This window comes from Devosia sp., assembly GCF_035944845.1.
GTDB lineage: Bacteria > Pseudomonadota > Alphaproteobacteria > Rhizobiales > Devosiaceae > Devosia_A.
On sequence record NZ_DASZAW010000087.1, the window covers coordinates 97,455 to 121,832 of the forward strand.

At 62.7% G+C, this 24,378-nt stretch carries 21 protein-coding genes, 2 tRNA genes and 1 pseudogene; 19 read left to right on the forward strand and 5 right to left on the reverse strand.

Translation table 11 applies throughout. The features are described from left to right. Positions 1–159 precede the first annotated feature (159 nt). Positions 160–1,392, forward strand: a complete 1,233-nt coding sequence (locus VGV07_RS17365) for a metal-dependent hydrolase family protein (protein WP_326869985.1) — start codon at positions 160–162, stop codon at positions 1,390–1,392. Positions 1,393–1,609: 217 nt separating this feature from the next. Here VGV07_RS17365 and VGV07_RS17370 read toward each other — a convergent pair whose 3' ends face one another. Together VGV07_RS17370 and VGV07_RS17375 are read right to left on the reverse strand one after the other, a co-directional pair. Next, positions 1,610–2,443, reverse strand: coding sequence for a DUF6538 domain-containing protein (locus VGV07_RS17370; protein ID WP_326869986.1), 834 nt, complete (start codon positions 2,441–2,443; stop codon positions 1,610–1,612). 92 nt (positions 2,444–2,535) lie between these two features. After that, positions 2,536–2,610: transfer RNA gene (locus VGV07_RS17375), tRNA-Thr, on the reverse strand. 386 nt (positions 2,611–2,996) lie between these two features. Here VGV07_RS17375 and murA point away from each other — a divergent pair. From murA to yacG, 8 genes and pseudogenes are all read left to right on the forward strand, one after another. Then, positions 2,997–4,283, forward strand: a complete 1,287-nt coding sequence (murA, locus tag VGV07_RS17385; protein WP_326869988.1) for a UDP-N-acetylglucosamine 1-carboxyvinyltransferase — start codon at positions 2,997–2,999, stop codon at positions 4,281–4,283. A gap of 455 nt (positions 4,284–4,738) precedes the next feature. Beyond that, a complete protein-coding gene (locus tag VGV07_RS17390) occupies positions 4,739–5,167 on the forward strand; it encodes a DUF2948 family protein (RefSeq protein ID WP_326869989.1) in 429 nt (142 codons plus the stop codon). After that, positions 5,167–6,459 (forward strand): histidinol dehydrogenase, encoded by a 1,293-nt coding sequence (gene hisD, locus VGV07_RS17395; RefSeq protein ID WP_326869990.1) that lies wholly within the window; start codon positions 5,167–5,169, stop codon positions 6,457–6,459. Before VGV07_RS17390 ends, hisD begins: the two co-directional genes overlap by 1 nt. Next, complete coding sequence (locus tag VGV07_RS17400; protein ID WP_326869991.1) at positions 6,460–7,425, forward strand: UPF0262 family protein; 966 nt, start codon at positions 6,460–6,462, stop codon at positions 7,423–7,425. Positions 7,426–7,743: 318 nt separating this feature from the next. Beyond that, positions 7,744–7,962 (forward strand): translation initiation factor IF-1, encoded by a 219-nt coding sequence (gene infA, locus VGV07_RS17405; RefSeq protein WP_055048078.1) that lies wholly within the window; start codon positions 7,744–7,746, stop codon positions 7,960–7,962. A gap of 56 nt (positions 7,963–8,018) precedes the next feature. After that, a pseudogene (locus tag VGV07_RS17410) lies at positions 8,019–8,192 on the forward strand (translation initiation factor IF-1); the annotation flags it as partial. After that, entirely contained in the window at positions 8,132–8,770 is a 639-nt protein-coding gene (locus VGV07_RS17415; RefSeq protein WP_326869992.1) for a Maf-like protein, read from the forward strand. The pseudogene VGV07_RS17410 and the gene VGV07_RS17415, both read left to right, overlap by 61 nt. 1 nt (position 8,771) lies before the next feature. Beyond that, positions 8,772–8,981 (forward strand): DNA gyrase inhibitor YacG, encoded by a 210-nt coding sequence (gene yacG / locus VGV07_RS17420; RefSeq protein WP_326869993.1) that lies wholly within the window; start codon positions 8,772–8,774, stop codon positions 8,979–8,981. Between the two features lie 239 nt (positions 8,982–9,220). On the opposite strand, the gene VGV07_RS17425 is transcribed toward yacG, so the two are convergent. Together VGV07_RS17425 and VGV07_RS17430 are read right to left on the reverse strand one after the other, a co-directional pair. After that, the gene (locus VGV07_RS17425) at positions 9,221–9,577 is read right to left on the reverse strand and encodes an endonuclease domain-containing protein (RefSeq protein WP_326869994.1); all 357 of its coding nucleotides are present in this window, start codon (positions 9,575–9,577) and stop codon (positions 9,221–9,223) included. A 21-nt stretch (positions 9,578–9,598) separates the two neighbouring features. Beyond that, positions 9,599–10,360: an SDR family NAD(P)-dependent oxidoreductase gene (locus VGV07_RS17430; RefSeq protein ID WP_326869995.1), complete on the reverse strand. Its 762-nt coding sequence runs from the start codon at positions 10,358–10,360 to the stop codon at positions 9,599–9,601. Between the two features lie 211 nt (positions 10,361–10,571). Between VGV07_RS17430 and VGV07_RS17435 the strand changes: the two genes are divergently transcribed. The 10 genes from VGV07_RS17435 to VGV07_RS17475 all read left to right on the forward strand — a co-directional run bounded on the left by VGV07_RS17435 (position 10,572) and on the right by VGV07_RS17475 (position 22,709). Continuing rightward, positions 10,572–10,647, forward strand: a tRNA-Phe gene (locus VGV07_RS17435). Positions 10,648–10,839: 192 nt separating this feature from the next. After that, the gene (locus tag VGV07_RS17440; RefSeq protein WP_326869996.1) at positions 10,840–12,090 is read left to right on the forward strand and encodes a tyrosine-type recombinase/integrase; all 1,251 of its coding nucleotides are present in this window, start codon (positions 10,840–10,842) and stop codon (positions 12,088–12,090) included. Positions 12,091–12,158: 68 nt separating this feature from the next. Then, positions 12,159–13,178 (forward strand): hypothetical protein, encoded by a 1,020-nt coding sequence (locus VGV07_RS17445; RefSeq protein WP_326869997.1) that lies wholly within the window; start codon positions 12,159–12,161, stop codon positions 13,176–13,178. A 104-nt stretch (positions 13,179–13,282) separates the two neighbouring features. Then, on the forward strand, positions 13,283–13,462 hold the full coding sequence (locus VGV07_RS17450) for a helix-turn-helix domain-containing protein (RefSeq protein ID WP_326869998.1): 180 nt from the start codon (positions 13,283–13,285) through the stop codon (positions 13,460–13,462). Positions 13,463–13,467: 5 nt separating this feature from the next. Then, on the forward strand, positions 13,468–13,947 hold the full coding sequence (locus tag VGV07_RS27425; RefSeq protein ID WP_414649971.1) for a helix-turn-helix domain-containing protein: 480 nt from the start codon (positions 13,468–13,470) through the stop codon (positions 13,945–13,947). 2 nt (positions 13,948–13,949) lie between these two features. Then, a complete protein-coding gene (locus tag VGV07_RS17455; RefSeq protein WP_326869999.1) occupies positions 13,950–15,068 on the forward strand; it encodes a site-specific integrase in 1,119 nt (372 codons plus the stop codon). A gap of 400 nt (positions 15,069–15,468) precedes the next feature. Further along, a complete protein-coding gene (locus tag VGV07_RS17460; RefSeq protein WP_414649972.1) occupies positions 15,469–17,079 on the forward strand; it encodes a type I restriction-modification system subunit M in 1,611 nt (536 codons plus the stop codon). Beyond that, the gene (locus VGV07_RS17465; protein ID WP_326870001.1) at positions 17,076–18,395 is read left to right on the forward strand and encodes a restriction endonuclease subunit S; all 1,320 of its coding nucleotides are present in this window, start codon (positions 17,076–17,078) and stop codon (positions 18,393–18,395) included. Before VGV07_RS17460 ends, VGV07_RS17465 begins: the two co-directional genes overlap by 4 nt. 12 nt (positions 18,396–18,407) lie before the next feature. Next, entirely contained in the window at positions 18,408–19,433 is a 1,026-nt protein-coding gene (locus VGV07_RS17470) for an SIR2 family protein (RefSeq protein WP_326870002.1), read from the forward strand. Positions 19,434–19,481: 48 nt separating this feature from the next. After that, positions 19,482–22,709 carry a type I restriction endonuclease subunit R gene (locus tag VGV07_RS17475; protein WP_326870003.1) on the forward strand — a complete coding sequence of 1,076 codons (3,228 nt, stop codon included), beginning with the start codon at positions 19,482–19,484 and terminating at the stop codon, positions 22,707–22,709. A 386-nt stretch (positions 22,710–23,095) separates the two neighbouring features. Here VGV07_RS17475 and VGV07_RS17480 read toward each other — a convergent pair whose 3' ends face one another. Continuing rightward, positions 23,096–24,367, reverse strand: a complete 1,272-nt coding sequence (locus VGV07_RS17480) for an L-fuconate dehydratase (RefSeq protein ID WP_326870004.1) — start codon at positions 24,365–24,367, stop codon at positions 23,096–23,098. Positions 24,368–24,378: the final 11 nt, after the last annotated feature.

Genomic DNA, 24,378 nt, shown 5'->3' on the forward strand with positions numbered 1-24,378 from the left:
GAACCGCCGAAGGCGGTGGAGGGGGCGGCCACAATCACCGGCGCACTCTGCCGCCCCCTCCACCAGCTTCGCTGGTCCCCCTCCCCCGTTCCACGGGGGAGGATCACCGAGAGTCCCCTGCCCTATCCCCACGCCTACCCCAGCCAGAAAGCCCACCCCATGACCCAGCCAATCCTCTTCATCAACGGGCGCGTGCTCGATGCCGAGCGCGGCGTCACACAGGATGGCCTCGCCGTCTTGGTGCAGGATGGCCGCATTGCCGAAGTCGGCGCCGGCATCGCCGCCCCCTCCGAGGCGCGCACCATCGACCTCGGCGGCCGCACGCTGATGCCGGGGCTGATCGATTGCCACGTGCATGTCGTCGCCGAAACGCTCGACCTCTGGGGCAATATGACCGCCCCCTCCTCGCTCGCCGGGCTGCGTGCCGGGCGGGTGATGGAGGAGATGCTGCAGCGCGGCTTCACCACCATCCGCGATCTGGGCGGCGCCGATCACGGGCTGGTCCGCGGCGTCGAGGAAGGGTTGATCGACGGGCCACGCATCGTCATCTGCGGCAAGGGCCTGACCACCACCGGCGGGCACGCGGATCTCAGGAAGCGCACCGACGACCGGCCCGGCATGATGTCGGATCGCCTGGGTTCGATGGGCTACATCGCCGACGGCGTCGACGACGTGCGCGCGGCCTGCCGCAAGATGATCAAGGAAGGCGCTAACTTCATCAAGGTGATGGCCAATGGCGGCGTCTCCTCGCCGAACGACCCGATCCACTCGATCCAGTACTCGCGCGAGGAAATCCTCGCCATGGTCGAGGAAGCCGAGAATGCCGGCCTCTACGTCTCGGCCCATGTCTATACCGACCGCGCCATCCGCCGCTGCGTCGAGCTCGGCGTCCATTCGCTCGAGCACTGCAACCTGATCAGCGCCGAGACGGCGAAACTCGCCGCCGAAAAAGGCTGCATCGCCGTCCCCACCCTCGTCGCCTATGACGCGCTGTGGCTCGAAGGCAAAGCGCTCGGCCTCGGCCCGGCCGAGTTCGACAAGATCGAGGTGGTCCGCTCAGGCGGGCTCAAATCCCTCGAAATCATGCGCGACGCCGGCCTGCCCATGGCCTTCGGCTCCGACCTCCTGGGTGAGCTCAGAAAGTACCACTGCATGGAGTTCGAGCTGCTGGCCAAAGTGCTTACGTCGGCAGAGATCATCCGCTCGGCTACGGTGGTGGGGGCAGAGCTGTGTCAGATGACGGGGCAGATCGGGACGATCGCGGCCGGGGCGTTTGCGGATCTCATCGTGGTGGATGGCGATCCGTTGGCGGATATTGCGCTGCTGCAGGGGGATGGAGCGCATATGCCGTTGATTATGGCGGCGGGGCGGGTGGTGAAGGAGGGGGCGTAGGCTGGGGCGGTGGGGGTTGCCGCTATCGGGGCGTCGGCACGGGTGCGCCCCTGCGAACCGCCAAACCCACAGCAATTTCGATGAAAGTAAATGGTGCTGCAAGAGAGGATTGAATTTGCCCCTCGGCTCCAGAACCAGTTGAAAAAGCTAACGAATTTTCGACCGCTTTCGAGGTCTGTGTACCACCGCCGTGCGCACCGATCAAGCCCCCGGTGGGCTATCCCTGAGCGGCGGCCCGCGCTTGGTTGAGGGCGAACAGCCGGGCCTCCTCGTGCCCTACGAACGCGGCGAAGTTCTTGATGCAGGAACGGTAGGCCGTGTAGGTGCGGGCCTTCTGGGATTGGGTCTTCTGCTTGTGGTCAAGCAACGCGGTAAGGGTCAGGACCTCAGCACTTGGCTTCGCTTGGGCGGGCGTGGTCACTGGGAGCTTGACCTCGGGGAAGCGGTGCTCCGTCGCATCCGGCCCGAAGTCACCGCCCGCGCGGCGTTCCAGCAGTGCCGCAGCATCGCCGAACGCACGATCGAACTCCCGCAGAAGGGTCTGGTAGCTCTGCTCGTCCACACGGAGGTGCCGGTCGGCGAGAGCGCCATCGACCCACGTACCCCAGCGCTCGCGAAGCGTGGCAGGCCGCTTGATCTTCAACCCCTGCCGGGGGTCTTTCTCTGATCTCGCTCGCTCCTCGTCGGCCTGTCTCTTGCGCTCGGCTAGGTGAGCAAACGCCTCGGGCTCATCCTCGAACGACTTGTAGAGCTGGTAAATCTCCCCCGACAACGCAACGCACTGTTTCAGCGTGAGATGGACCGGCGCATTGTCGAAGCTGGCCCAAATCAAGTCGAACTGGGCCTGTGCGTCCTGCGCCCTCTGCTTGGCGACCTTCGCCTCCTTCGTGCTCAAGCTCACCTTGATGTCGGAGCCGATCTTGGGCGTCGTAGTCTTGCCCTCAATGGTCACCGTGACCGTCTTGCCCTTGGGCAAGGACCCGAGAGACGCAGGCACTCGTTGCCGATACCAATAGACACCGGTCTTGGGGTGCTTGTAGGGACGGGGCATAAAAAGGACCACGTGGACCACCTCTGTGTATCACCAGGGGCGGCGAAAGTCGCAGCATTACCAGATAGTTCTGGCTTTTCAACGGGAAGGAATGGTGCTGCAAGAGAGGATTGAACTCTCGACCTCTCCCTTACCAAGGGAGTGCTCTACCACTGAGCTACTGCAGCGAACGCATGGGCTGGGGGCGAGGCCCCGGCGGCGTGGGGCGGTTACTGCCACAGGGCTTTCGATGGTGCAAGCGCAAAAAGCTTGCAAACGGGGTACAGCGCGCACAGTGGCTTTGCTGCTAGGGTAGCGCCGCAAATCGAGTGACGTGAAGGCAAGGCTGGACGTGGCGGAAGACGCGGCGAAGCGGGAGCAAAGATTGGCCGCAAAGCTTCGGGAAAACCTGAAGCGGCGGAAGGAACAGGCGCGGGCCCGGGCGGCGGGCGGCGACAAATCACCAAGCGATGCAGAAGCAGACGACGCGGCCGAGGCGGCTGCGTTGAAGCCTGCGGCTGACTCGGATAGCTAAACACTCAAGGGCAGAACGCCCCGCAGTTGGGAAGACAACATGGATCGCATTCGTCTGGTGGGTGGCAACGAGCTTCGGGGTGAAATCCCCATCTCGGGCGCGAAGAACGCGGCACTGCCGCTGATGATCGCCTCGCTCCTGACCAAGGATCCGCTGGTGCTGGAGAACGTGCCGCGGCTGGCGGACGTCAACCAGCTCGAAAAGATCCTCGAGAATCACGGCGTCGATATCGCTGTGCATGGGCGCAAGGCCCCGACGCTCGAGGGCCAGCGGATGACGCTGCAGGCCGCAGAGATTGTCGACACCACCGCGCCCTACGAGCTGGTTTCGACCATGCGCGCCAGCTTCTGGGTGATCGGGCCGCTGTTGGCGCGGGCGCATGAGGCGCGGGTATCGCTGCCGGGCGGCTGCGCCATCGGCACGCGGCCGGTGGATCTGTTCCTCCAGGGGCTGAAGGAACTGGGCGCCGAGATCGAGATCGACGAAGGCTATGTGGTGGCGCGGGCCCCCAGGGGCGGCTTGCGCGGGGCGCGCGTGGTGTTCCCCAAGGTCACCGTCGGCGCGACGCATGTGCTGCTGATGGCGGCGACGCTCGCCAAGGGCACCACGGTGCTCGAGAACGCCGCGATGGAGCCCGAGATCAGCGACGTGGCCGAGTGCCTGGTGAAGATGGGCGCGAAAATCTCCGGCATCGGCACGCGCACGCTGACCATCGAGGGCGTCGACGAACTGCATGGGGCGACCCATGCCGTGGTGGCCGACCGGATCGAGACCGGCACCTACGCGATGGCGGCGGCGATGACCGGCGGCGATGTGCTGCTGAAACACGCGCGAGCCGAGCATTTGCAGGCGGCGCTCGATACGTTGGGGCAAGCCGGGGTGGAAATCAGCTCGGAAGCGGGCGGCATCCGCGTACGCCGCAACGGCAACGGCATCCAGGCGGTGCATGCCGAAACGCAGCCCTTCCCGGGCTTTCCGACCGACCTCCAGGCGCAGTTCATGGCGCTGATGACCATGGCCAACGGCACCTCGCAGATCCGCGAGACGATCTTCGAGAACCGCTACATGCATGTGGCCGAGCTCGCCCGCTTCGGCGCCGACATCAAGGTCGACGGCCAGGTGGCGACGGTGACCGGCGTACCGCAGCTGAAGGGCGCGCAGGTAATGGCGACCGACCTTCGCGCCTCGGTGTCGCTGGTGATCGCGGGGCTCGCGGCGCGCGGCGAGACGGTGGTCAACCGGATCTACCACCTCGACCGCGGGTTTGAGCGGCTCGAGGACAAGCTGAGCGCCGTGGGCGCGGAGATCGAGCGGGTTGCGGGGTGAGTGGAGGCATCGTGCCCTCCAGGGCCCCCTCTCTTGCGATTTCTAAGGCTTAGCCAAACGGCTAAACCTAAGAAATCGCTTTCTCCCCCGCCGAGGGGGAGATGAGCGGTGGCTTCCATTCGCATTGGAGTATCAGTCGGGACTCTCCCCCTTGGCGGGGGAGAAAGCGAAAACTTGGGCTTAGCAAAGCTAAGTCCTTAGTTTTCGCCAGAGAGGGGGGCTCTCTCCGCGTACTGCGTCGCTCCTCAAGGCCGGTGGTTCCTTGCAGTAGGTGCCTGTGTGTGTGGCCGCCCCCTCCACCAGCTTCGCTGGTCCCCCTCCCCCGCCACGCGGGGGAGGATCATGGCGCAGCCGGTGGCTTGCCATAAGCGATTGCCCCCTCGGCGCTTAGCTTGTAGATCGTCTTTCGGGCCCCCACTTGCTGGTCAATTCCACCGTTTCCGGACCCCCAACATATGACCGATCTCAAGCTTCTGGCGCTTGATAGCGAAGACCTCGACGTGATTTCGGCGACCACGCAGGATGCCATCGTGCGCGTCGGCGATATGGGTTACGCCAAGGCCGACCAGCGCTTCGCCATGCTGATGAACCGCTATGCCTGGGAAGATGGCAGCAACGCCAAGGCAGGGGTGCGGAAGCGCGCCGCGCTGCATTTCGACCGGGTGACCGGGGTGAAGGTAGCGGGGATCGACACCAATTCGCTCGAGGGCGCGCTGGAACTCCTGACCATCCGCTTCACCGAGAACGAAGCGCCGAGCGGCTGGGTGGACCTGGCCTTTGCCGGCGGCGGCACGGTGCGGCTCGAAGTCGAAGTGCTGGAGGCGCGGCTGCAGGATCTGGGCGCCGCCTGGGCGGCGAAAGTCAAACCCGAGCACGCGCCGTAATGCCATCTATTCTCGACAGCCGGGATGCCGGCTTTGCCGCTGCCTTTGAAACGCTGCTGAACTCGAAGCGCGAAGCCTCGGAAGAGGTGGGGAACGCCGTGGCGGCGATCCTCGCCGAGGTGAAGGCGCGCGGCGATGCCGCGGTGATCGAGTATACCGAGCGCTTCGATAAGCCGGCGCAGGCCAATTGGCAGCTGCGGGTGACGGACGAGGAAATCGCTGCCGCCAGTGCGCGGGTTTCTTCGGACGTGCTGTCGGCGCTGACGGTGGCGCATGAGCGCATCCGCGCCCACCACGAAAAGCAGAAGCCGCTCGACCATATCTACCAGGATCACCTGGGGGTGACGCTGGGGACGATCTGGACGCCGGTGGAAGCGGTGGGCATCTATGTGCCGGGTGGCACGGCCGCCTACCCCTCGTCGGTGCTGATGAACGCCGTGCCGGCCAAGGTGGCCGGCGCGAGCCGCATCGCCATGGTGGTGCCGATGCCCGGTGGCGAGGCGAACGACGCGGTGCTGGCGGCGGCGAGGATTGCCGGGGTCACCGAGATCTACCGGATCGGCGGGGCGCAGGCGATCGGCGCGCTGGCCTATGGCACCGAGACCATCGCGCCGGTGAGCAAAATCGTCGGGCCGGGCAATGCCTATGTCGCGGCGGCGAAGCGCCAGGTGTTCGGCACGGTGGGGATCGACATGATCGCCGGGCCCTCGGAAGTGCTGGTGATCGCCGACTCGTCAGCCAACCCCGCCTGGGTAGCGGCCGATATGCTGGCGCAGGCCGAGCATGGCGGCGGGGCGCAATCGATCCTCATCACCACCGATCCCCAACTCGCCGATGTGGTCGAGGATGAGGTGTGGCGGCAGATCGAGCAGCTGGAGCGCGCCGAGATCACCCGCGCCGGCTGGGAAGAGTTCGGCGCCATCATCACCGTCGCCTCGATGGCGGAAGCGGTGGAGCTCGCCAACCGCATCGCGTCGGAGCATGTGGAGCTGGCGATCGATGATCCGCAGGCACTGCTCCCCAAAATCCGCAATGCTGGTGCCATTTTTCTCGGGCATCACACGCCGGAGGCGATCGGCGATTATGTGGGCGGCTCGAACCATGTGCTGCCGACGGCCCGCTCGGCGCGCTATGCATCCGGCCTGGGGGTGCTCGATTTCATGAAACGGACCTCGGTACTCGGGTGCGACCCGGCCTCGCTGGCGGAACTGGCGCCGGCCGCCCGGACGCTCGCCACGACCGAGGGGCTCGGGGCGCATGAGCGCTCGATTGCCATCAGGCTCAATCGCTAGATGGCGCTGACGCCGCGACAGTTCGATCCCACAAGCGATCGCATCGTCGCCGTCACGCTCGACCCCAACACCATCACCTCGGTCGACCCCGACGAGGTGCACGAGTGGCGCATCGCCATCTACGACCTCGTCGAAGAGAACGTCTTCGCCCCGGCGCGGGTGAAGGCCACCGGGCCCTATGCGCTGCACATCTCGATCATCGGCAATTACATCGTGCTCGATGTGCGCAACCCGGACACCTATGAGCCGATCGCCGCGCATTACCTGTCGCTGACCCCGTTCCGGCGGCTGATCCGCGATTATTTCCGCATCCGCGAAAGCTATTACGACGCGATCAAGACCGGCTCGACCTACCAGATCGAGACCGTCGACATGGCGCGGCGCGGGCTGCACAACGAGGCGGCGGAGCTCTTGCGCACCCGGCTCGACAACAAGCTGGAGATGGATCTCAACACGGCACGGCGCCTGTTCACGCTGATCTGCGCGGTGCAGCCCTTTGCCAGCCGGATCGACGAGCGCGAGTCGACCCTGCCGACGGTGCTGTTCGTCTGCTCGATGAACTCGGTGCGCTCGCCGATCGCCGCGGCCTTGGCCCGCCGCTACTTTCCCGGCCGGCTGATCGTCCGCTCGGCCGGGGTGCGCTCGGGCAAGGCCGATGGGTTCGTGCACGAGGTGATGGAAGAGATCGGCATCGACATGAGCGTCCACACCCCGCACACCATGGACGAGCTGGTGGCCAACCACTTCGACCTGGTGATCACGCTCTCGAACGATGCGCCCGAGGCGGTGGAGCGGCGCGGGCTCGAGATGGGGGCGATCGAGCACTGGCCGATGCCCGACCCGCAGGAGACCGAAGGCAATCGCGAGGCGGTGCTGAGTGCCTACCGGACATTGCGGGATACGCTGCAGCAGCGGGTGCGGGAGCGGCTGGAAAAGCTGGTGGCGGCGCCGGTGAAGGTGGGGTGAGGCATGCTGATAGAGACGGCCCCCTCCCGGCCTCCCCCATAAAGGGGGAGGTGAAGAGTCGAGGCTCTGTCTTCGATGGTGCCAAATCCACCGGCAGGCACCTCCCCCTTTATGGGGGAGGATGGGAGGGGCCGTCTGCCAGCAGTCACCCCCGCCAATCCCGTCCAGCTTTGCAAATGTGGCACGCCCGCACCATATGTGGTTAGCCCGCGCAGGCGGGTGGTTCACAAACGGGGCGACATCCAGTATAGGTGGCGCCCAATTCAAGCCCCCGACATTGTCAGTAACGTGTTTCGCGGGGCCGTCTCAGGAGAGAGAATGGCTAAGGAAGAAGTGCTCGAATTTCCGGGCGTGATCACGGAACTGCTGCCGAATGCGACTTTTCGCGTGAAGCTGGAGAACGAGCACGAGATCATCGCCCATACGGCGGGCCGGCTGCGCAAGAACCGCATCCGTGTGCTGGCAGGCGACAAGGTGCTGGTCGAAATGACCCCCTATGACCTGACCAAGGGCCGGATCAACTACCGGTTCAGGTAAGGTCTGGACGTGCGGCGGCACGCTGCCGCGCTGCCGATGGCGCACGAGATCATCGCCGCATGCGCAAGACTCGCATTCGAGTCTTGGCGGGCGATGAGGTGTTGTGCGAAATGACACCTGACGATCTGACCAAGCGCCGGATCATTTACCGCTTCAAACAGGGCACCGTATGGCCAGCCGTCCCGAGCTCATCCTCGCGTCCGCCTCGCCGCGGCGCCTGGCGCTGTTGAACCAGATCGGCATCGAGCCGGAACATCTGGTGCCGGCGCATATCGACGAGACGCCGGAAAAGGGCGAGCTGCCGCGCAAGCTCGCGCAGCGCCTCGCCGACCAGAAGGCCATCACCGCGCAGCATAAGGCCAAGACGACCGGCATTGCGGGCAACGCCCTGGTGCTGGCGGCGGATACGGTGGTGGCCGTGGGCCGGCGGATCCTCCCCAAGGCCGAGACGATGGAAGAAGCGTCGGAGTGCCTCCGCGTCCTCTCGGGCCGCTCGCACCGGGTGTTCACCGCCGTTACCATGCTGACGCCGTCGGGCCAGATGCGCAAACGCCTGGTCGAAACCCGCATCCGCTTCAAGCGGCTCTCGGCGCGCGAAATCGAAAGCTATCTCGCCAGCGCCGAATGGCGCGACAAGGCCGGCGGCTACGCCATCCAGGGCATTGCCGGGGCGTTCGTCCTCAAGCTGCAGGGCTCCTACACCGCCGTGGTCGGGCTGCCGCTCAACGAGACCGTGGGGCTGTTGGCCGGCGAAGGCTATCCGGTGCATTTCAACTGGCTCAACCAGTCGAGTTTGACGGCGGTTTGAGATGACCGCTGAGATTATCAAACTCAAGCCGACCCGGCCCTGCCCGATCTGCGGCAAGCCATCGAGCCAGCAACACCACCCGTTCTGCTCCGGCCGCTGCCAGGACATCGACCTCAATCGCTGGCTCAGCGGGAGCTATGTGATCCCGGCCGAGCCGGTGGAGGAGGACGAGGATGGGGTGGTGACGCGCGATGATGGGGACGAGGAGTAGGCGTTCCTCGTAGCTCCCCAGACCCCCTCTCTTGCGAAAACTACGGACTTAGCTGCGCTAAGCCCAAGTTTTCGCTTTCTCCCCCGCCAAGGGGGAGAGTCCCGACTGATGCTCCGATGCTAGTGGAGGGCACGGATCATCTCCCCCTTGGCGGGGGAGAAAGCAAAATCTTAGGTTTAGCCGTTTGGCTAAGCCTTAGATTTTGCAAGAGAGGGGGTTTTCGAGGCACGACAGCAGTGTCAGCGATCTCTCGTCTCGAGCACGATCCGCAGCCGCTCGTACACCCCCTCGATATTCTCCAGCACGTCATTGCTCCAAAACCGCAGCGTGCGGAAGCCTGCCGCGCGAAAGTGCTCATCGCGGATCAGGTCCGCCGCCGATCCACTGTGCTGGCCGCCATCGAGCTCGATGATCAGCTTCGTCTCGAAGCAGACGAAGTCGAGGATGTAGCCGTCGAGCGGCACCTGGCGCTTGAACTTGAGGCCGTCGAGCTGGCCGGCGCGAAGCACGGACCAGAGCTTGCGCTCGGCGTCGGTGCTGTCGGTGCGGAGGGATCTGGCGAAGGTGCGGTGTGGAGGCGAGACTGGTCGGCGCATGCTGCAAAGACCCCCTCCCCCTCACGGCATCAGCTGCCCGCCATTCACATCGATGATCTGCCCGGTGATGTAGCCGGACATCGAATCCGACGCCAAGAACACGTAGGCGCCGACGCAATCTTCGGCCGTGCCGAGCCGCTGCATCGGGATCTGCGCGGCGGCGGTGTCTTTCACCGATTGCGGGGTCTTGTCGTGGAACGGGGTGATGATGAAGCCCGGGGCGACGACATTGACGCGGATGTGGTCGGGGGCGAATTCGCGGGCGGCGTTGCGGGTGATCGAGTGCACCGCGGCCTTGGCCGAAGCATAGACGGCCGAGCCGCCGAAGCCACCGAAGCGGCCGGCCACCGAGCCGGTGTTGATGATCGAGCCGCCGCCGGCGGCTTTGAGATGCGGATAGGCCGCCTTGGTCACCGCCAGCACCGAGCGGACATTGAGGTTGTAGACATTGTCGTAGGCCGTGTCGTCGAAGGCGGCGTTGGTGACGCGCTCGAGGATGGCGCCGGCATTGTTGATGAGGATATCGAGGCCGCCGAGCCCGGCCACCGCGTCGGCGACGATCTTGGCGGCGGAAGCCGAGTTGCTGACATCGCCGAGCACCACCACGGCTTTGCTACCCGCGGCGCGTATCTCGGCAGCCACTGCTTCAGCGCTCGCAGCATTCCTGTTGCCATGCACGGCGACGCTGGCGCCGAGCCGCGCCAGTTCCTTGGCCACGGCGGCGCCGATGCCGGTGGACGAGCCGGTGATGAGGGCGCGCTTACCCTTGAGATCCTCAAGCATGTTGCCTCCGCAAATTGAATCGGGCGCAGACTAGCCCGCAGGGCCACCGCGAGGCCACAGGAATGGCGCATGAACCATGCCGGCGAGGGGCTTCGACAGCGCGGTTTGGCTGCCGGATTTTCCACAGGCAACAAGATGGCAAAACCCGCTTGCGCACCCCGGCAATGCCCCCTATAAACCGCCCGACTTAGCGCCCTCGGGCGCCACGGTTGCCCGGGTAGCTCAGTTGGTAGAGCAGCGGATTGAAAATCCGCGTGTCACTGGTTCGATTCCGGTCCCGGGCACCATTTCTCTGTTCGCGAAAGTGCGCGAATGATTGAGAGAACCCCAGAAATCCTGTAAAAACAGTATCTGAACGGCCGGCATCGTCCGGCCAAGTTCGCCGGCAGTCGCCCCAAGTTGGGGGTGGCGTTGGGGGTGGCCTGCGGTCGACTGACTCGATACCCCCAAAAAGGCGACGCAGAACTGGGGGTGCCGCCGTGCCGCTGACCGATACTGCGATCAAGAACGCCAAACCCCGCGCCAGGCCCTACAAGTTGTCGGACGAGCGCGGGCTACACCTGTTGATCCAGCCGCAAGGCGGGCGGCTTTGGCGAATGAAGTATCGGGCAGACGGTGCAGACCCTAACGGACACCCCAAGCGCATCGAGAAGTTGCTTTCCTTCGGAAGCTATCCGGATGTGACACTTAAGGCGGCGCGAGCCCTGCGGGACGCAGCTCGAAAGCAGCTTGCCGAGGGCATCGATCCCGGACAGCTAAAGAAGGAAGCTAAGATCGCTTCTGCCTTGGGCGCCGCCAACAGCTTCGCAGCGGTAGCGGAAGAGTACATTCAGAGGATGGAGCAGGAGGGGCGTGCGGATGCCACTCTGAACAAGGTCCGGTGGCTCGCCGCGATCCTGAAGCCAGCGATAGGCGCCCGACCGGTGGCAGAAGTGAAGCCGCACGAACTGCTCGCTGTCATGAAGAAGATTGAGCAGTCAGGAAAGCGAGAGACGGCCGGCCGCCTGCGGTCCTTCGCCAGTCGAGTGTTTCGCTATGCCGTTGCCACAGCCCGTGCCAGCGATGATCCTGCCCACATGCTTCTCGGCGCCCTCGTGCCTCCGAATGCCAAGCACCATGCCGCCATCACAGAGCCGAAGGCGCTGGGCGAACTTCTGCGAGCAATAGATGGATACCAGGGCCAGCCGGCAACACTGTTCGCGCTCAGGCTTGCGCCGCACATCTTCCAACGCCCCGGCGAAGTCCGTCAGATGGAGTGGTCGGAGGTTGATTTTGACAAGGCTGTTTGGACGATCCCGGCTACACGCATGAAGATGCGGCAGGCGCACCATGTCCCGTTGTCGTCGCAGGCGCTGGCTATCTTGAGGGACATCCACTCGCTGACCGGTTCTGGGAAACTGGTTTTTCCGTCAATACGGTCGTTTGTGCGCCCGATGTCGGAGAACACCATCAACGCAGCCCTCCGCCGTTTGGGCTATGGCGCGGACGAGATGACCGCGCACGGGTTCCGTTCTACTGCCAGTTCGCTGCTAAACGAGAGCGGCAAATGGAACCCCGACGCCATTGAACGAGCCTTGGCGCATCGTGAAGGCAATCAGGTGCGCGCGGCATATCATCGATCAACCTACTGGGACGAACGCGTACAGATGGCGCAGTGGTGGAGTGATCATTTGGACAAGCTGCGAGAAGGTGGCGAAGTCGTTCGCTTTCCCGGGAAAGTGGCGGGCTAAAGGGCGTTTTCCGTTCACGAACGTTCGCCCACGCTTGCCGCTACTCCACCATCGGCTAATCTTGCCGAATGGAAGAAACGTGGATCAGTGCTGCCGAAGCATATGAGCGGGTCAAGAAAACGGAGCCGTTTCGGGCGGCGCAGGTGATTTGCAGCCGTGCGCATGATGGAATCATCGTCGCACGAGCCCAGACCTTTATTGCTGGCGATAACAGAGACCAAGATGTCGAAGTGCCTGCCGGCTTCTGGTGGGCATGTGGCGAGGCCGCATTGACCCAGAAATGGGCTTCAGGAGATTTCGAAACCTGGATCGGCAGCAAGTTCCATTGCAGGGCCTATGGCGTTACCTTTCGAGAGCGCGACATCGCAGCAATGTTGCCGCCCAGCCGAGGTAGCGGCTTCCAACCAGGACGGGCCAGACAAGGGAATTTCGCGTCTAGCGCACGCTGTCTAGGCGAGCTGCAAAGTCGTTTGGGCTGCAGCCAGAAAGAGGCTGCGGACCATCTCGTGCGGTTTTGTCGAGCGGGCCTGATAGAAGGACGCTGCGCCAGCTTCTGGCACGAATCGACTGAGTTACTGGGTCTGGAAGAGCAAGAACTGGAGAACGTCGCTATTCCCGCGTGGTTCTGGGAGCATTGCGCGACCGAGCCGGAGGCAATCCTGGACTGGCAGACGGGTACTTTTGCGGGGCGTGGCCGGATATCCGGCTTAGTGCACAAAGTACGGATCAAAGGAGCCGAGTTCGATATCGGTGGGGTGGTCGACCTAGAGATCATGCTTCGCGAACGGGACGTAGCCGACTCGCCAGCGCCGATCGCGGTCGCTGCAAGCGATAGTGTACGGCCTTCCGCGCGACCGTCGCGCGGTGGGCGGTCTCGCAGCGAGTCTTGGACCGACTGGATTGCAGAGCTGGTCAGCCTCATACACGAAGAGGGCATACCGGCCGGTGAAGGCGCCGAGGGACAGGACGCACTGATTGGAGCCATAGAGGAACGCCTTGAGGCCCGAGGCCTGGACGGCCTGAGCCGATCCACCGTGCAGGCCCCTGTTCGCGCTGTTTTGGTGCGGCTGAGATCAGCCGGAAACTAAGCCTCGGCAGTTTCCGGCCCAATCCGGCTGCATTGGCTGCCCATGTCCATATCGTCGGTCCTGCGTTCGCTGGAACACCAGCGGCTACAAGCGAAGGATCGACCATGGAACCCATTGCAACATCCATCAACGGCGCGGCCAAGGCACTGAGCCTGGGGCGCACATCCATCTATGCGCTGATCAAGGAAGGCCGGCTTGAGACGGTCAAGCTCGGTCGCCGCACTCTCGTCAAGACGGCTTCGATCCGTGCCTTGATCGGAGACGTCAGGACTGGTGCGGAGTAGGGGACGTGTCCCGCCGACGCACCACTCCTCGCGCCATCAAACTGCACCGGACCTATTCGGTAGAGGAAGCGGCACGCGTGCTGGGCGTTCACAAGAACAGCGTTCGCGCCTGGCGCGCACAAGGCCTCCGGCCAATCGACGACAGCCGCCCGGTGCTGTTTCTGGGCAGCGAGCTGCGCGTCTTCCTAGAGCGGCGCAGAGCTGGTCGGAAGCGCCCATGCCGACCCGGAACGGTCTACTGCTTCAGATGCCGAGAGCCGCGCGAGCCAGCGCTGGGCATGGTCGACTGGAACCCGTCAACTGCACGGCGCGGCAACATCATGGCGCTTTGCAGCGTCTGTGAAACGCCGATGTTTCGCAGTGTCAGCCGTGACCAGTTGGCAGCGGTGATGCCGGGCATTCAGGTCCGGATCGTGGAAGGTCCGCCACGACTAGATGGGAAGCACTTTCCCTCCCAAAACTGTGACAAACCGAAGGACCGATGATCATGGCCAAGCACCACCCTTCCAATGAGCGGATCAAGCGCGAGTATTTCCACTACCTGAAGGAAGCCCGGCGGCGCGGCAATGCTTCGGTGGATGCTGCTGCCAAGGCGCTCCATCGGTTTGAGGAGACCACGCGCTGGCGCGACTTCAAGCGCTTTCACCGCGAGCAGGCGGTCGCCTTTAAGACTACCCTCTCAGAGCAGACCAATGCGAGGTCGGCCGAGCGCCTGAGCTGGTCGACAGTCCAGGCCACAGTGCGCGAGCTTCGTGCTTTCTTCCTCTGGCTGGCCGGTCAGCCGGGATACAAGACCAGAATTCGCTATGGCGATGCCGACTACTTCAACCTGTCCGAGAAGGAACTATCGGTGGCGCGAGCCAAGCGTGAGAAGCGCGTCCCGACGCTGGAACAGATGCACCATATCCTCTCCGTCATGCCGTCCGGCACCGATCAGGAGCGCCGCAGTCGTGCCCTGATTGCCTTTGCCGTCCTCACTGGCGCACGAGCCGACGCGCTGGCTTCCTTCAAGCTGAAGCACATCGACCTTGATCGCGGCGCCATCTTTCAGGATCCGCATGAGGTTCGGACCAAGTTTGCGAAGTCCTTCACGACCTGCTTTTTCCCAGTGGGAGGCAATGCGCTGGCGATCCTCACAGAATGGGTAAACTGGCTTCGCACAGAGCGGCATTGGGGAAATGACGACCCACTTTTCCCTTCCACTCAGAGCGGACTGGGTCCGGAGGGCGGCTTCATCGCCGCCGGGCTGTCTCGCAACGGCTGGAGCACCACGCAACCTATTCGCGACGCCTTCAGGGACGGCTGCGCGGCCGCTGGCCTGCCCTACTTCAACCCTCACTCGGTTCGGGACATGCTCGCGCTACTCGGTGAGCGCCTCTGCCGATCACCGGAGGAATTCAAGGCGTGGTCACAGAATCTGGGGCATAGCGATGTGATGACGACGCTCAACAGCTATGGGACTGTTCCTCCGCACCGGCAGGCAGACCTGATTCGTCGCATGTCGCTGTCCGGCACCTTCGCCGATCCCCTGTACAATGCTGATGCAGCTCAACTGATCGCGGCATTGGCCCAAAAAGTCTCGGATGGCAGTATGGCGCGGCAGTGACCACTCATCGATTGCTTATTCACGACGATAGACCAAGAATGGCACCTGGGAGCTTTGGCGTTACCACCAAACAAGTGCCGCACATCGACACATCTGCAGACTGGCGATGCGTCCGACTGCATTACTCAAACGCATAGAAGCGAGACGAAACGCTATGGCTGATCAGGCGAAGCGAGAGCAACTCTTGGACTCCCTGCGAGCGCTGGGTGGAACAGCAGGCAATGAACGGCTCCGGAAGGCGCTTCAATGGAGCGATGACGAGTACCATCTCATCAAGTCTGAACTCTTGGCCGATGGCACGCTACTGCCCGGACGCGGACGAGGCGGGTCTGTGACGCTTGCGGCGGCGCGAGCGCACCTTGTCGCCACCTTCTCGGCCATGCTGTCGAAGGCGGAAACGATGGACCCTGAAACGCAACCCGCGCCCGCCGCCGCTCGCGCCAAGCCTGTCCGTGCAAATGGCAATGGCGGCAATCTCGGTTTCGAGGCCGACCTGTTCAAAGCCGCCGACAAGCTGCGCGGCAACATGGAGCCATCCGATTACAAACACGTCGCGCTGGGCCTGATCTTCCTCAAGCACATCTCGGACTCGTTTGAGGCCAAAAGAGCCGAGCTTCTGGCCGACTATCCGGAGGGCGCCGAGGACCGCGACGAGTACGCCGCCGACAACGTGTTCTGGGTGCCGCCAACGGCGCGGTGGTCGCACCTTCAGGCCAACGCCAAGCAACCCTCGATCGGCAAGATGATCGACGAGGCGATGATCGCCATCGAGAAGGACAACGAGAACCTCAAGGGCGTGCTGCCGAAGGACTATGCCCGGCCCGCGCTCAACGCGGTCATGCTCGGCGAACTGATCGACCTGATTTCTGGCATTGCACTCGGTCAGGAAAAGGGCGAGGCGCGCGACGTGCTCGGCCGCGTCTATGAATATTTCCTTGGCCAGTTTGCCGGCTCGGAAGGCAAGCGCGGCGGCGAGTTCTATACGCCGCGCTCGGTCGTGCGGGTGATGGTCGAGATGATCGAGCCCTACAAGGGCCGCGTCTACGATCCGTGCTGCGGCTCGGGCGGGATGTTCGTGCAATCCGAAAAGTTTGCGCTGGAGCACGAGGGCCGGATCGGCGACATCGCCGTTTATGGCCAGGAGTCCAACTACACCACCTGGCGGCTCTGCAAGATGAACCTCGCCGTGCGGGGTATCGATGCAGAGATCAAATGGAACAGCGAGGGCAGCTTCCACAAGGACGAGCTGCGCGACCTGAAGGCGGATTATGTCCTCGCCAATCCGCCCTTCAACATTTCCGATTGGGGCGGCGATCGGCTGCGCGATGATGTGCGCTGGAAATATGGCATCCCGCCCGCCGGCAACGCCAACTTCGCCTGGATTCAGCACATCGTGCATCACCTCGCGCCAAGCGGCACGGCTGGTGTGGTGCTCGCCAACGGCTCGATGTCGTCAACGCAAAACGGCGAGGACACCATCCGCCGATCACTCATTGAGGGCGCCAACGGTGCGCCGGGCGTTGTGGATTGCATGGTCGCGCTGCCCGGCCAGCTCTTCTATTCGACACAGATTCCGGTTTGCCTCTGGTTCCTCGCCCGCGACAAATCGAATGGCGTCGCCCGCAATGCCAAGTTGCGCGACCGGCGCGGCGAGATCCTGTTCATCGATGCGCGCAAGCTCGGCCACATGGTGGACCGTACCCGCAAGGAGTTCTCCGACGCCGATCTCGACAGGATCACGCGTGCCTATCACGCCTGGCGCGGTGAAGGCGAAGCGGGCGCGTACGAAGACGTGCCGGGATTCTGCAAATCTGCGTCGCTGGAGGAAATCAGGGCCCACGGCTATGTGTTGACGCCGGGGCGTTACGTCGGCGCAGCCGATGTCGAAGATGACGACACGCCGTTTGCGGAGCGGTTTGCGGCGTTGCAGGCACAGTTGGAGGAGCAGTTCGCGGCATCAGGCAGACTGACAGAGGCGATCCGTAGCAGCCTGGCAGGAGTTGGGATGTGACGCAGGAGGCACGCCTTGTCGATCTGCTAACCTTCACTCGCGACGGGGAGTGGGGAAACGGCGAGCCGAGCCACGGGTATTCACCCGCATTGGTCGTGCGCGGAACAGATTTTTCCGAGGTCAGGGCAGGAAATATTTCGACGTTACCGTTGCGATACATCCGTAGTGACATTTTGGCCCGAAAGGCCATTGTCGTTGGAGACACTTTGATTGAGACCGCAGGGGGCACAAAGGATCAACCAACAGGAAGAAGCGTTTTTATTCAAAGTTCTATACTTGCCAGCGCCAAGTTTCCAATGATATGTGCAAGTTTTGCTCGATTCCTACGGCCTAACCCCGCCCAAGTTGAACCGAATTTCCTGTTCTGGAAACTGCAGGACGAGTATGAATCCCGCAGGATGTTCCCATACCACGTGCAGCACACTGGTGTTGCACGCTTCCAGTTTACCCAGTTTGCCGAGACGCACCCCTTTTATCTTCCAGATTTGCCCGAGCAACGCGCAATTGCCTCCGTCCTCAGCGCGCTAGACGACAAGATCGAGTTGAACCGGCGAATGAACGAAACGCTGGAAACGATGGCGCGGGCGATCTTCAAGGACTGGTTCGTCGATTTTGGCCCAACCCGCGCTAAGGTGGAAGGACGCCCGCCCTACCTCGCCCCTGACATTTGGTCTCTCTTCCCCGACCGCCTCGACGATGAAGGCAAGCCGAAGGGGTGGATCACTTCCACTATCGGCCAAGAAGTCGAAGTTCTCGGCGGCTCAACTCCTAGCACGAAGGAGCCTACCTACTGGGGCGGCGACATTTCTTGGGCTACACCGAAAGACCTCTCTTCGTTAAGCACGCCAGTGCTTCTCAGCACTGAGCGGCAGATAACTCAAGCGGGCCTTTCCCAGATAGGCTCTGGCTTGCTGCCTGCCGGAACGGTGCTTCTCTCATCACGCGCACCGATCGGCTACATGGCGATCGCCCAGATTCCAGTTGCGGTAAATCAGGGCTTCATTGCGATGATTTGCAAAAAGCGTCTGTCAAACGTGTTCGTCTGGCTATGGACGCAAGCCAACATTGAGACGGTTCATCAGAACGCAAACGGATCGACTTTTCAGGAAATTAGCAAAACAAACTTCCGACCGATTGAAGTGACCGTCCCCGCGCTCGAACTCCTTGAGGCATTCGACCAGTCGGCCAGACCCCTGTTTGATCGGATCGTCGCCAACGACAAGGAAAGTCGCACTCTTGCCGCCACGCGCGACTTCCTGCTTCCGAAGCTAATGTCGGGCGAGGTTCGCGTCGGTGACGCGACGTCGTCTGTTTGACGGAGGCGCGGCGTGGAATATCTCCGTCAGCGCTTTGTCGAAGAGCTCAACGATGAAGGTCTCGTCAACGTCCGGACCTTCGAATGGCCGCCCGCCGATGTCCTTCAGACAATGGCGCCGCACGACTACGAGGCGCATTTTCTAGACTGGGCTGCCATCCAGAAGCAGAACGCAAAGGATCGCGCCCGCGAGTTTCTTGAGCGGTTCAATTGCCTTGATCGGTTCAATCGACTGCACACGCAGCTTGAACGCCAAAGCGTCATTCCCTTTGTCGGCGCCGGCCTCTCGCGACCTACCGGGTTTCCCTTGTGGGGCAAGTTTCTCGATGCTTTGACCGCCGACTATCCTGCAATTGCCGGCAAGGTTCGCGCTCATCTAGCAGGATATCGATACGAAGAAGCGGCGCAGCTCGTGCTTGATCGTATGGGTTCCGATGTCTTCGCCGAGGCAGTCCAAAATGCCTTTGGTTCTCGCATCAAGACCTTGAAGGGACCAGTGCAACTGCTCCCGCTGATCTTCAGACGTGGCTGCCTGACAACGAATTTCGATTATGTCTTGAACCGCGTTTATGAGGCTTCTGACTGCCGCTTCAAGGGCGAGTTTGCTGGAACACGGCTGAATGAGGCACCGCGAAGGCTAGCGGACGAACCTCATTGCCTCCTTCGGCTACATGGTGAAGCCGATAGCTCTCAAGGCCGCGTCCTCACTGGAGGTGAGTATACGGCATGTTACGGAGACGGTGGGAACTATCGAGATATTTTCAAGCTATTGATTGCCAACACGAGTTTGCTCTTTCTTGGATGTAGTCTGTCGGTCGACCGAACCGTGGATGCGCTCCGCGAGATCAAGCGGGCCGCCGTCGTCGAGACGCCTCGGCACTATGCATTCTTGCCGCTGAGTGAAGGAATGGATCGTGTAGTCCGGCGAAACGAACTTGGGCAAGCGGATATTCATCCGATTTGGTATCCGCCCGAAGACCATGACCAGGCGATCGAGGACCTGCTTATCTCGCTGATGGAGGGAGGCTTCCATGATTAGCGAGCTGAGCGACTTCACCATTTTCAAACCCATCGGGAGGGTCGCCTGATGGCCTATCTCTCAGAAGCTGCGATTGAACAGGTCGTCCTCGATCAGCTCTCCGGCCTCGGCTACACGATTGTCACCGACGGCGACATCGGCCCGGACGGCAAGGCGCCAGAGCGGGAGGCCTATGCCGAAGTCGTTCTCGTCAAGCGCCTGACTGCGGCCATCGAGAGGCTCAATCCAGCGATACCGGCGGAGGCGCGCGGGGATGCGCTGCGCAAGGTGCTGGCCACCGATAGGCCATCGCTTGTTGAAGAGAACCGTCGCCTCCACAGACTGATGGTCGAAGGCGTCGATGTCGAGTTTTACGGCGAAGACGGCACGATCCGTGGCGACAAGGTTCGCCTGATCGATTTCGACGATCTCGCGGCGAACGACTGGCTGGCAACGGGCCAGTTCACGGTGATTGCGGGCAGCATTAACCGCCGCCCGGATATAGTCGCCTTCGTCAACGGCCTGCCGCTCGGCGTGATCGAGCTGAAGGCACCCGGCGGCGAGAACGCCACCCTCGCGGGCGCGCACAACCAGCTGCAGACCTACAAGTCGCAAATCCCGGCTCTATTCCGAACAAATGCGGTTCTCGTCACTTCGGACGGCATCACCGCGCGGGTGGGCTCGCTGACTGCCGACCTGGAGCGCTTCATGCCCTGGCGCACCACGGACGGCAAAGTCATTGCGGCGAAGGGCCAGCCAGAACTTAGCGTGTTGATCGAAGGAGTTTTCGACCGTCGACGCCTGCTCGATCTGCTCCAAGATTTCACGGTGTTCGGCGAGACGGGTGCGGGGCTCGCAAAGATCATCGCGGGCTACCACCAGTTCCATGCCGTTAAGCGGGCGGTGGACTCGACGCTGCGCGCCCTGGCTCTGAACACAGGCGCGGGTTCTGGCTCTCTGCCCGGCGGCTTCCATGAAGAGCCGGCCGCGTTCGGATTGCCTGACGTCAAGGACTACCCCAAGGGGGACAAGCGCATCGGGGTGATCTGGCACACACAAGGGTCGGGCAAGAGCCTTCTGATGGCCTTCTATGCCGGGCAACTGGTGCGCCACCCGGAGATGGAAAATCCGACAATTGTTGTCATTACGGATCGCAACGACCTGGACGATCAGCTCTTCGGCACCTTTTCAATGTGCCGCGATCTGATCCGGCAAACCCCTATCCAGGCGGACAGCCGGGATGATCTGCAATCGGCACTCAGCCGCGCCTCGGGTGGCGTGATCTTCACGACCATTCAGAAGTTCTCGCCGGCCACCGGTGCGACGAGCTATCCGATGCTGTCTGATCGGCGGAACATCGTCGTCATCGCGGACGAAGCGCATCGCAGCCAATATGGCTTCCGCGCACGGATCGAACAGAAGACCGGCGAGATCGCCTATGGCTTCGCGAAGTACTTGCGCGACGCGCTTCCCAACGCCTCTTTCATCGGGTTCACCGGAACGCCGATCGAAAAGGACGACGCAAGCACGCCTGCGGTGTTCGGCGAATACATCGACATATACGACATCAGCCGGGCGGTCGAAGACGGCGCTACCGTCCCGATCTACTATGAAAGTCGCCTTGCCCGGATCGAGCTTCCCGAGGACGAGAAGCCGAAGATCGACGCCGAGATCGAGGAAATCACCGAGGACGAGGTCGCGACCGAACAGGAGCGCATCAAGCGCAAGTGGGCGACTGTTGAGGCACTGGTCGGCTCCGAAAAGCGGCTCGCAATGGTCGCGGCCGATCTGGTGCGGCACTTTGAGGATCGCGTCGCGGCCATGGACGGCAAGGCGATGGTGGTGTGCATGAGTCGCCGCATTTGCGTGGCGCTCTATAACCAGATCATCGCCCTTCGCCCTGACTGGCACAGCGATGATGATGCGGCGGGCACCATCAAAGTGGTGATGACCGGTTCGGCCGCTGATCCGCAGGGCTGGCAACCCCACATCGGAACGAAGGCTCGGCGCGATCTCCTGGCGAAGCGTGCCAAAGACCCAAAGGACACGCTGAAGCTGGTCATTGTGCGCGACATGTGGCTGACCGGCTTCGACGCACCGTCAATGCACACGATGTACGTCGACAAGCCGATGAAGGGTCACGGCCTGATGCAGGCCATCGCCCGCGTCAACCGAGTCTTCCGCGACAAGCCTGCCGGCCTCGTCGTCGACTACATCGGCATCGCTCAAAACCTCAAGAACGCCCTCGGCCAATACTCCGGTTCGGACCAGCGCCAGGCCGGAATCGACGAAGCAGAAGCCGTCGCCGTGCTCCTTGAGAAGCACGAGGTGGTGAAGGCGATGTATCACGGCTTCGACTACGAGAGAGGTCTGGCTGGCACTCCGCACCAGCGCCTCATCGTTCTCGCCGAAGCCCTTGACTGGATACTGGGTCGCCAGCACGAAGCGGCGGCGAGGGAGACAGGCGAGGAGGGGAAGCGCCGCGAAAACCGCCGCTATCAGGACGCCGTCCTGGCACTCTCCAAAGCCTTCGCCCTGGCTTCTGCCAGCGATGAGGCTCGCAACATCCGCGACGAAGTCGGCTTCTTCCAGACTGTGCGTGCAGCGCTGGTGAAGTCAGCCGACCGGGCAGGCATGAGCGGTGCAGATCGTGAATTCGCGATTCAGCAAATCCTCGATCGGGCGGTGGTCTCAACAGAGATCGTTGATATTCTCGCAGCCGCTGGCATCACGACGCCAGACATCTCGATCCTGTCGGATGAGTTCCTCGCTGAGGTACAGCAACTCGAGAAAAAGAACCTCGCGCTGGAGGCACTGCGCAAGCTGCTGAACGACGAAATCCGCTCGCGCAGCAAGACGAACGTTGTGGAGACCAAGCGCTTCTCCGAACGCTTGGAAGCGGCCATCGCCCGCTACCACACGAACGCCATCAGTACCGTTGAAGTGTTGCAGGAACTGATCGATCTGGCGAAGGAAGTCCGCGCCGCCCGCAAGCGCGGCGAAGACGAGGGCCTCTCTCAAGACGAGATCGCCTTCTATGACGCTTTGGCCGAGAGCGAGAACGCCGTCAAACTGATGGGCAACGACTCCCTCAAGGTCATCGCGCACGAGCTGCTTGTCAGTTTGAAGGGCAGTGTTTCGGTGGACTGGTCGCACCGCGAAAGTGCGCGGGCTAGGATGCGTGTACTTGTGAAGCGAATTTTGCGGAAGCACGGCTACCCGCCTGATTTGCAGGACGAGGCCGTTCAAACCGTCCTGCGTCAAGCCGAGGCGCTATCCGCCAGCTGGGCTCAGTGAGTTTCTCGGCGCCATTCGTTCTCGAAAAAGCGGCCTGCCAGCGCACTCAAATTCCTCGTTCGGGGGTAGATTTGGGGGTGCTATGACAAAACGAATGCAAAAGCCGTCGATTTATCAGAAGCATAGCGACTTAATGAGGTGCCGGTCCCGGCACCACTTTTCCTCCCCATACCAAGCCGCTGGAACGCTGCAACGAACCTGCAGCGTGATGGGTACAGGCTTGTCGGAGTTTGGGAGAGCCCTGCCCTCCCCCGCCGGCCGGGGCTATCGCATATGAGCATTGACAGTAGACGGAGTGAGGTGCCCCCACGCCATATGCGATAGCCCTCCCACCGGCTGTCGAGTAGGTGGAGAAATCGGGGGCAAACGGCTGTTCGCGAAAAGACTCAGCCGAAGGTGTGCGCTTCGATCGAGGCAGGCTTCATCTCGATGGAGAAGCCGGCGCGCTTTGGCGGCATGTAGGCGGCCTGCTCGATGATGCAGGGATCGAGGAAGTGCTCATGCAGGTGGTCGACATACTCGATCACCCGGCCGGTCTTGGTGCCGGAGACGGCGAGATAGTCGATCATCGACAGGTGCTGCACATATTCGCAGAGGCCGACGCCGCCGGCATGCGGCCAGACCGGCAGGCCGTATTTGGCCGCCATCAGCAGCACCGACAGCACTTCGTTCAGCCCGCCGATGCGGCAGGCATCGATCTGCACGATGTCGATGGCGCCACGGGTGATGAACTGCTTGAACAGGATGCGGTTCTGGCACATCTCGCCGGTCGCGACCTTTACCGGGGCGATGGCTTCGCGGATCTTCCGGTGCCCCTCGACGTCGTCGGGGCTGGTCGGCTCCTCGATGAAGTAGGGCTTGAAGCGGCTGAGCTCCTTCACCCAGTCGATGGCCTCTGCCACTTCCCACACCTGGTTGGCGTCGATCATCAGGTAGCGGTCCGGCCCCATGATCGAGCGGACAATCTCGAGCCGGCGGATGTCGTCGGCGAGGTCGCGACCGACCTTCATCTTGATGTGCGAGAAGCCGGCTTCCACGGCCTCGGTGACGAGGCGGGTCAGCTTCTCGTTGGAGTAGCCGAGCCAGCCGGCCGACGTGGTGTAGCAGGGGTAGCCGTTGGCTTCGAGTTCGGCGATGCGCTCGGCCTTGCCGGCTTCGGCCTTCCTGAAGATCTCCAGCGCCTCGTCGGGGGTGATGGCGTCGGTGAGGTAACGGAAGTCGATGATCGAGACGAGCTGCTCGGGCGTCATCTCGGCGACGAAGCGCCAGACGGGCTTGTTCGCCTGTTTGGCGAGGAGATCCCACACGGCGTTGACCACCGCGCCGGTGGCGAGATGCATGGCGCCCTTGTCGGGGCCGATCCAGCGCAGCTGGCTGTCGCCGGTGACGTGGCGCCAGAAGCGGCCGGGTTTTTCGGCGATCCAATCGAGTTCGAGCCCGCTGACGCGATCGCGCAGCGCTTCGATCGCCGCCACCACCACTTCGTTGCCGCGACCGATGGTGAAGGTCAGGCCGTGTCCTTCGAGTGCCCCGTCGGTCTCCAGCACCACATAAGCGGCCGAGTAATCCGGATCGGGGTTCATCGCATCGGAGCCATCGAGCGAAGCGGACGTCGGGAAGCGGAGGTCGTAGGTGCGAAGGCCGGTGATGCGGGTCATGGCTTTGGTCA

Bases quoted from the DNA above. Each gene is read 5' to 3' on its own strand.
- infA (WP_055048078.1), top strand. From the start codon at position 7,744: ATGGCTAAGGAAGAAGTGCTCGAATTTCCGGGCGTGATCACGGAACTG.
- VGV07_RS17430 (WP_326869995.1), bottom strand. From the start codon at position 10,360: ATGCTTGAGGATCTCAAGGGTAAGCGCGCCCTCATCACCGGCTCGTCC.
- VGV07_RS17390 (WP_326869989.1), top strand. From the start codon at position 4,739: ATGACCGATCTCAAGCTTCTGGCGCTTGATAGCGAAGACCTCGACGTG.
- VGV07_RS17445 (WP_326869997.1), top strand. From the start codon at position 12,159: ATGGAAGAAACGTGGATCAGTGCTGCCGAAGCATATGAGCGGGTCAAG.
- murA (WP_326869988.1), top strand. From the start codon at position 2,997: ATGGATCGCATTCGTCTGGTGGGTGGCAACGAGCTTCGGGGTGAAATC.
- VGV07_RS17475 (WP_326870003.1), top strand. From the start codon at position 19,482: ATGGCCTATCTCTCAGAAGCTGCGATTGAACAGGTCGTCCTCGATCAG.
- VGV07_RS17370 (WP_326869986.1), bottom strand. From the start codon at position 2,443: ATGCCCCGTCCCTACAAGCACCCCAAGACCGGTGTCTATTGGTATCGG.
- VGV07_RS17480 (WP_326870004.1), bottom strand. From the start codon at position 24,367: ATGACCCGCATCACCGGCCTTCGCACCTACGACCTCCGCTTCCCGACG.
- VGV07_RS17450 (WP_326869998.1), top strand. From the start codon at position 13,283: ATGGAACCCATTGCAACATCCATCAACGGCGCGGCCAAGGCACTGAGC.
- VGV07_RS17400 (WP_326869991.1), top strand. From the start codon at position 6,460: ATGGCGCTGACGCCGCGACAGTTCGATCCCACAAGCGATCGCATCGTC.
- hisD (WP_326869990.1), top strand. From the start codon at position 5,167: ATGCCATCTATTCTCGACAGCCGGGATGCCGGCTTTGCCGCTGCCTTT.
- VGV07_RS17415 (WP_326869992.1), top strand. From the start codon at position 8,132: ATGGCCAGCCGTCCCGAGCTCATCCTCGCGTCCGCCTCGCCGCGGCGC.
- VGV07_RS17365 (WP_326869985.1), top strand. From the start codon at position 160: ATGACCCAGCCAATCCTCTTCATCAACGGGCGCGTGCTCGATGCCGAG.
- VGV07_RS17460 (WP_414649972.1), top strand. From the start codon at position 15,469: ATGGACCCTGAAACGCAACCCGCGCCCGCCGCCGCTCGCGCCAAGCCT.
- yacG (WP_326869993.1), top strand. From the start codon at position 8,772: ATGACCGCTGAGATTATCAAACTCAAGCCGACCCGGCCCTGCCCGATC.
- VGV07_RS17425 (WP_326869994.1), bottom strand. From the start codon at position 9,577: ATGCGCCGACCAGTCTCGCCTCCACACCGCACCTTCGCCAGATCCCTC.
- VGV07_RS17455 (WP_326869999.1), top strand. From the start codon at position 13,950: ATGGCCAAGCACCACCCTTCCAATGAGCGGATCAAGCGCGAGTATTTC.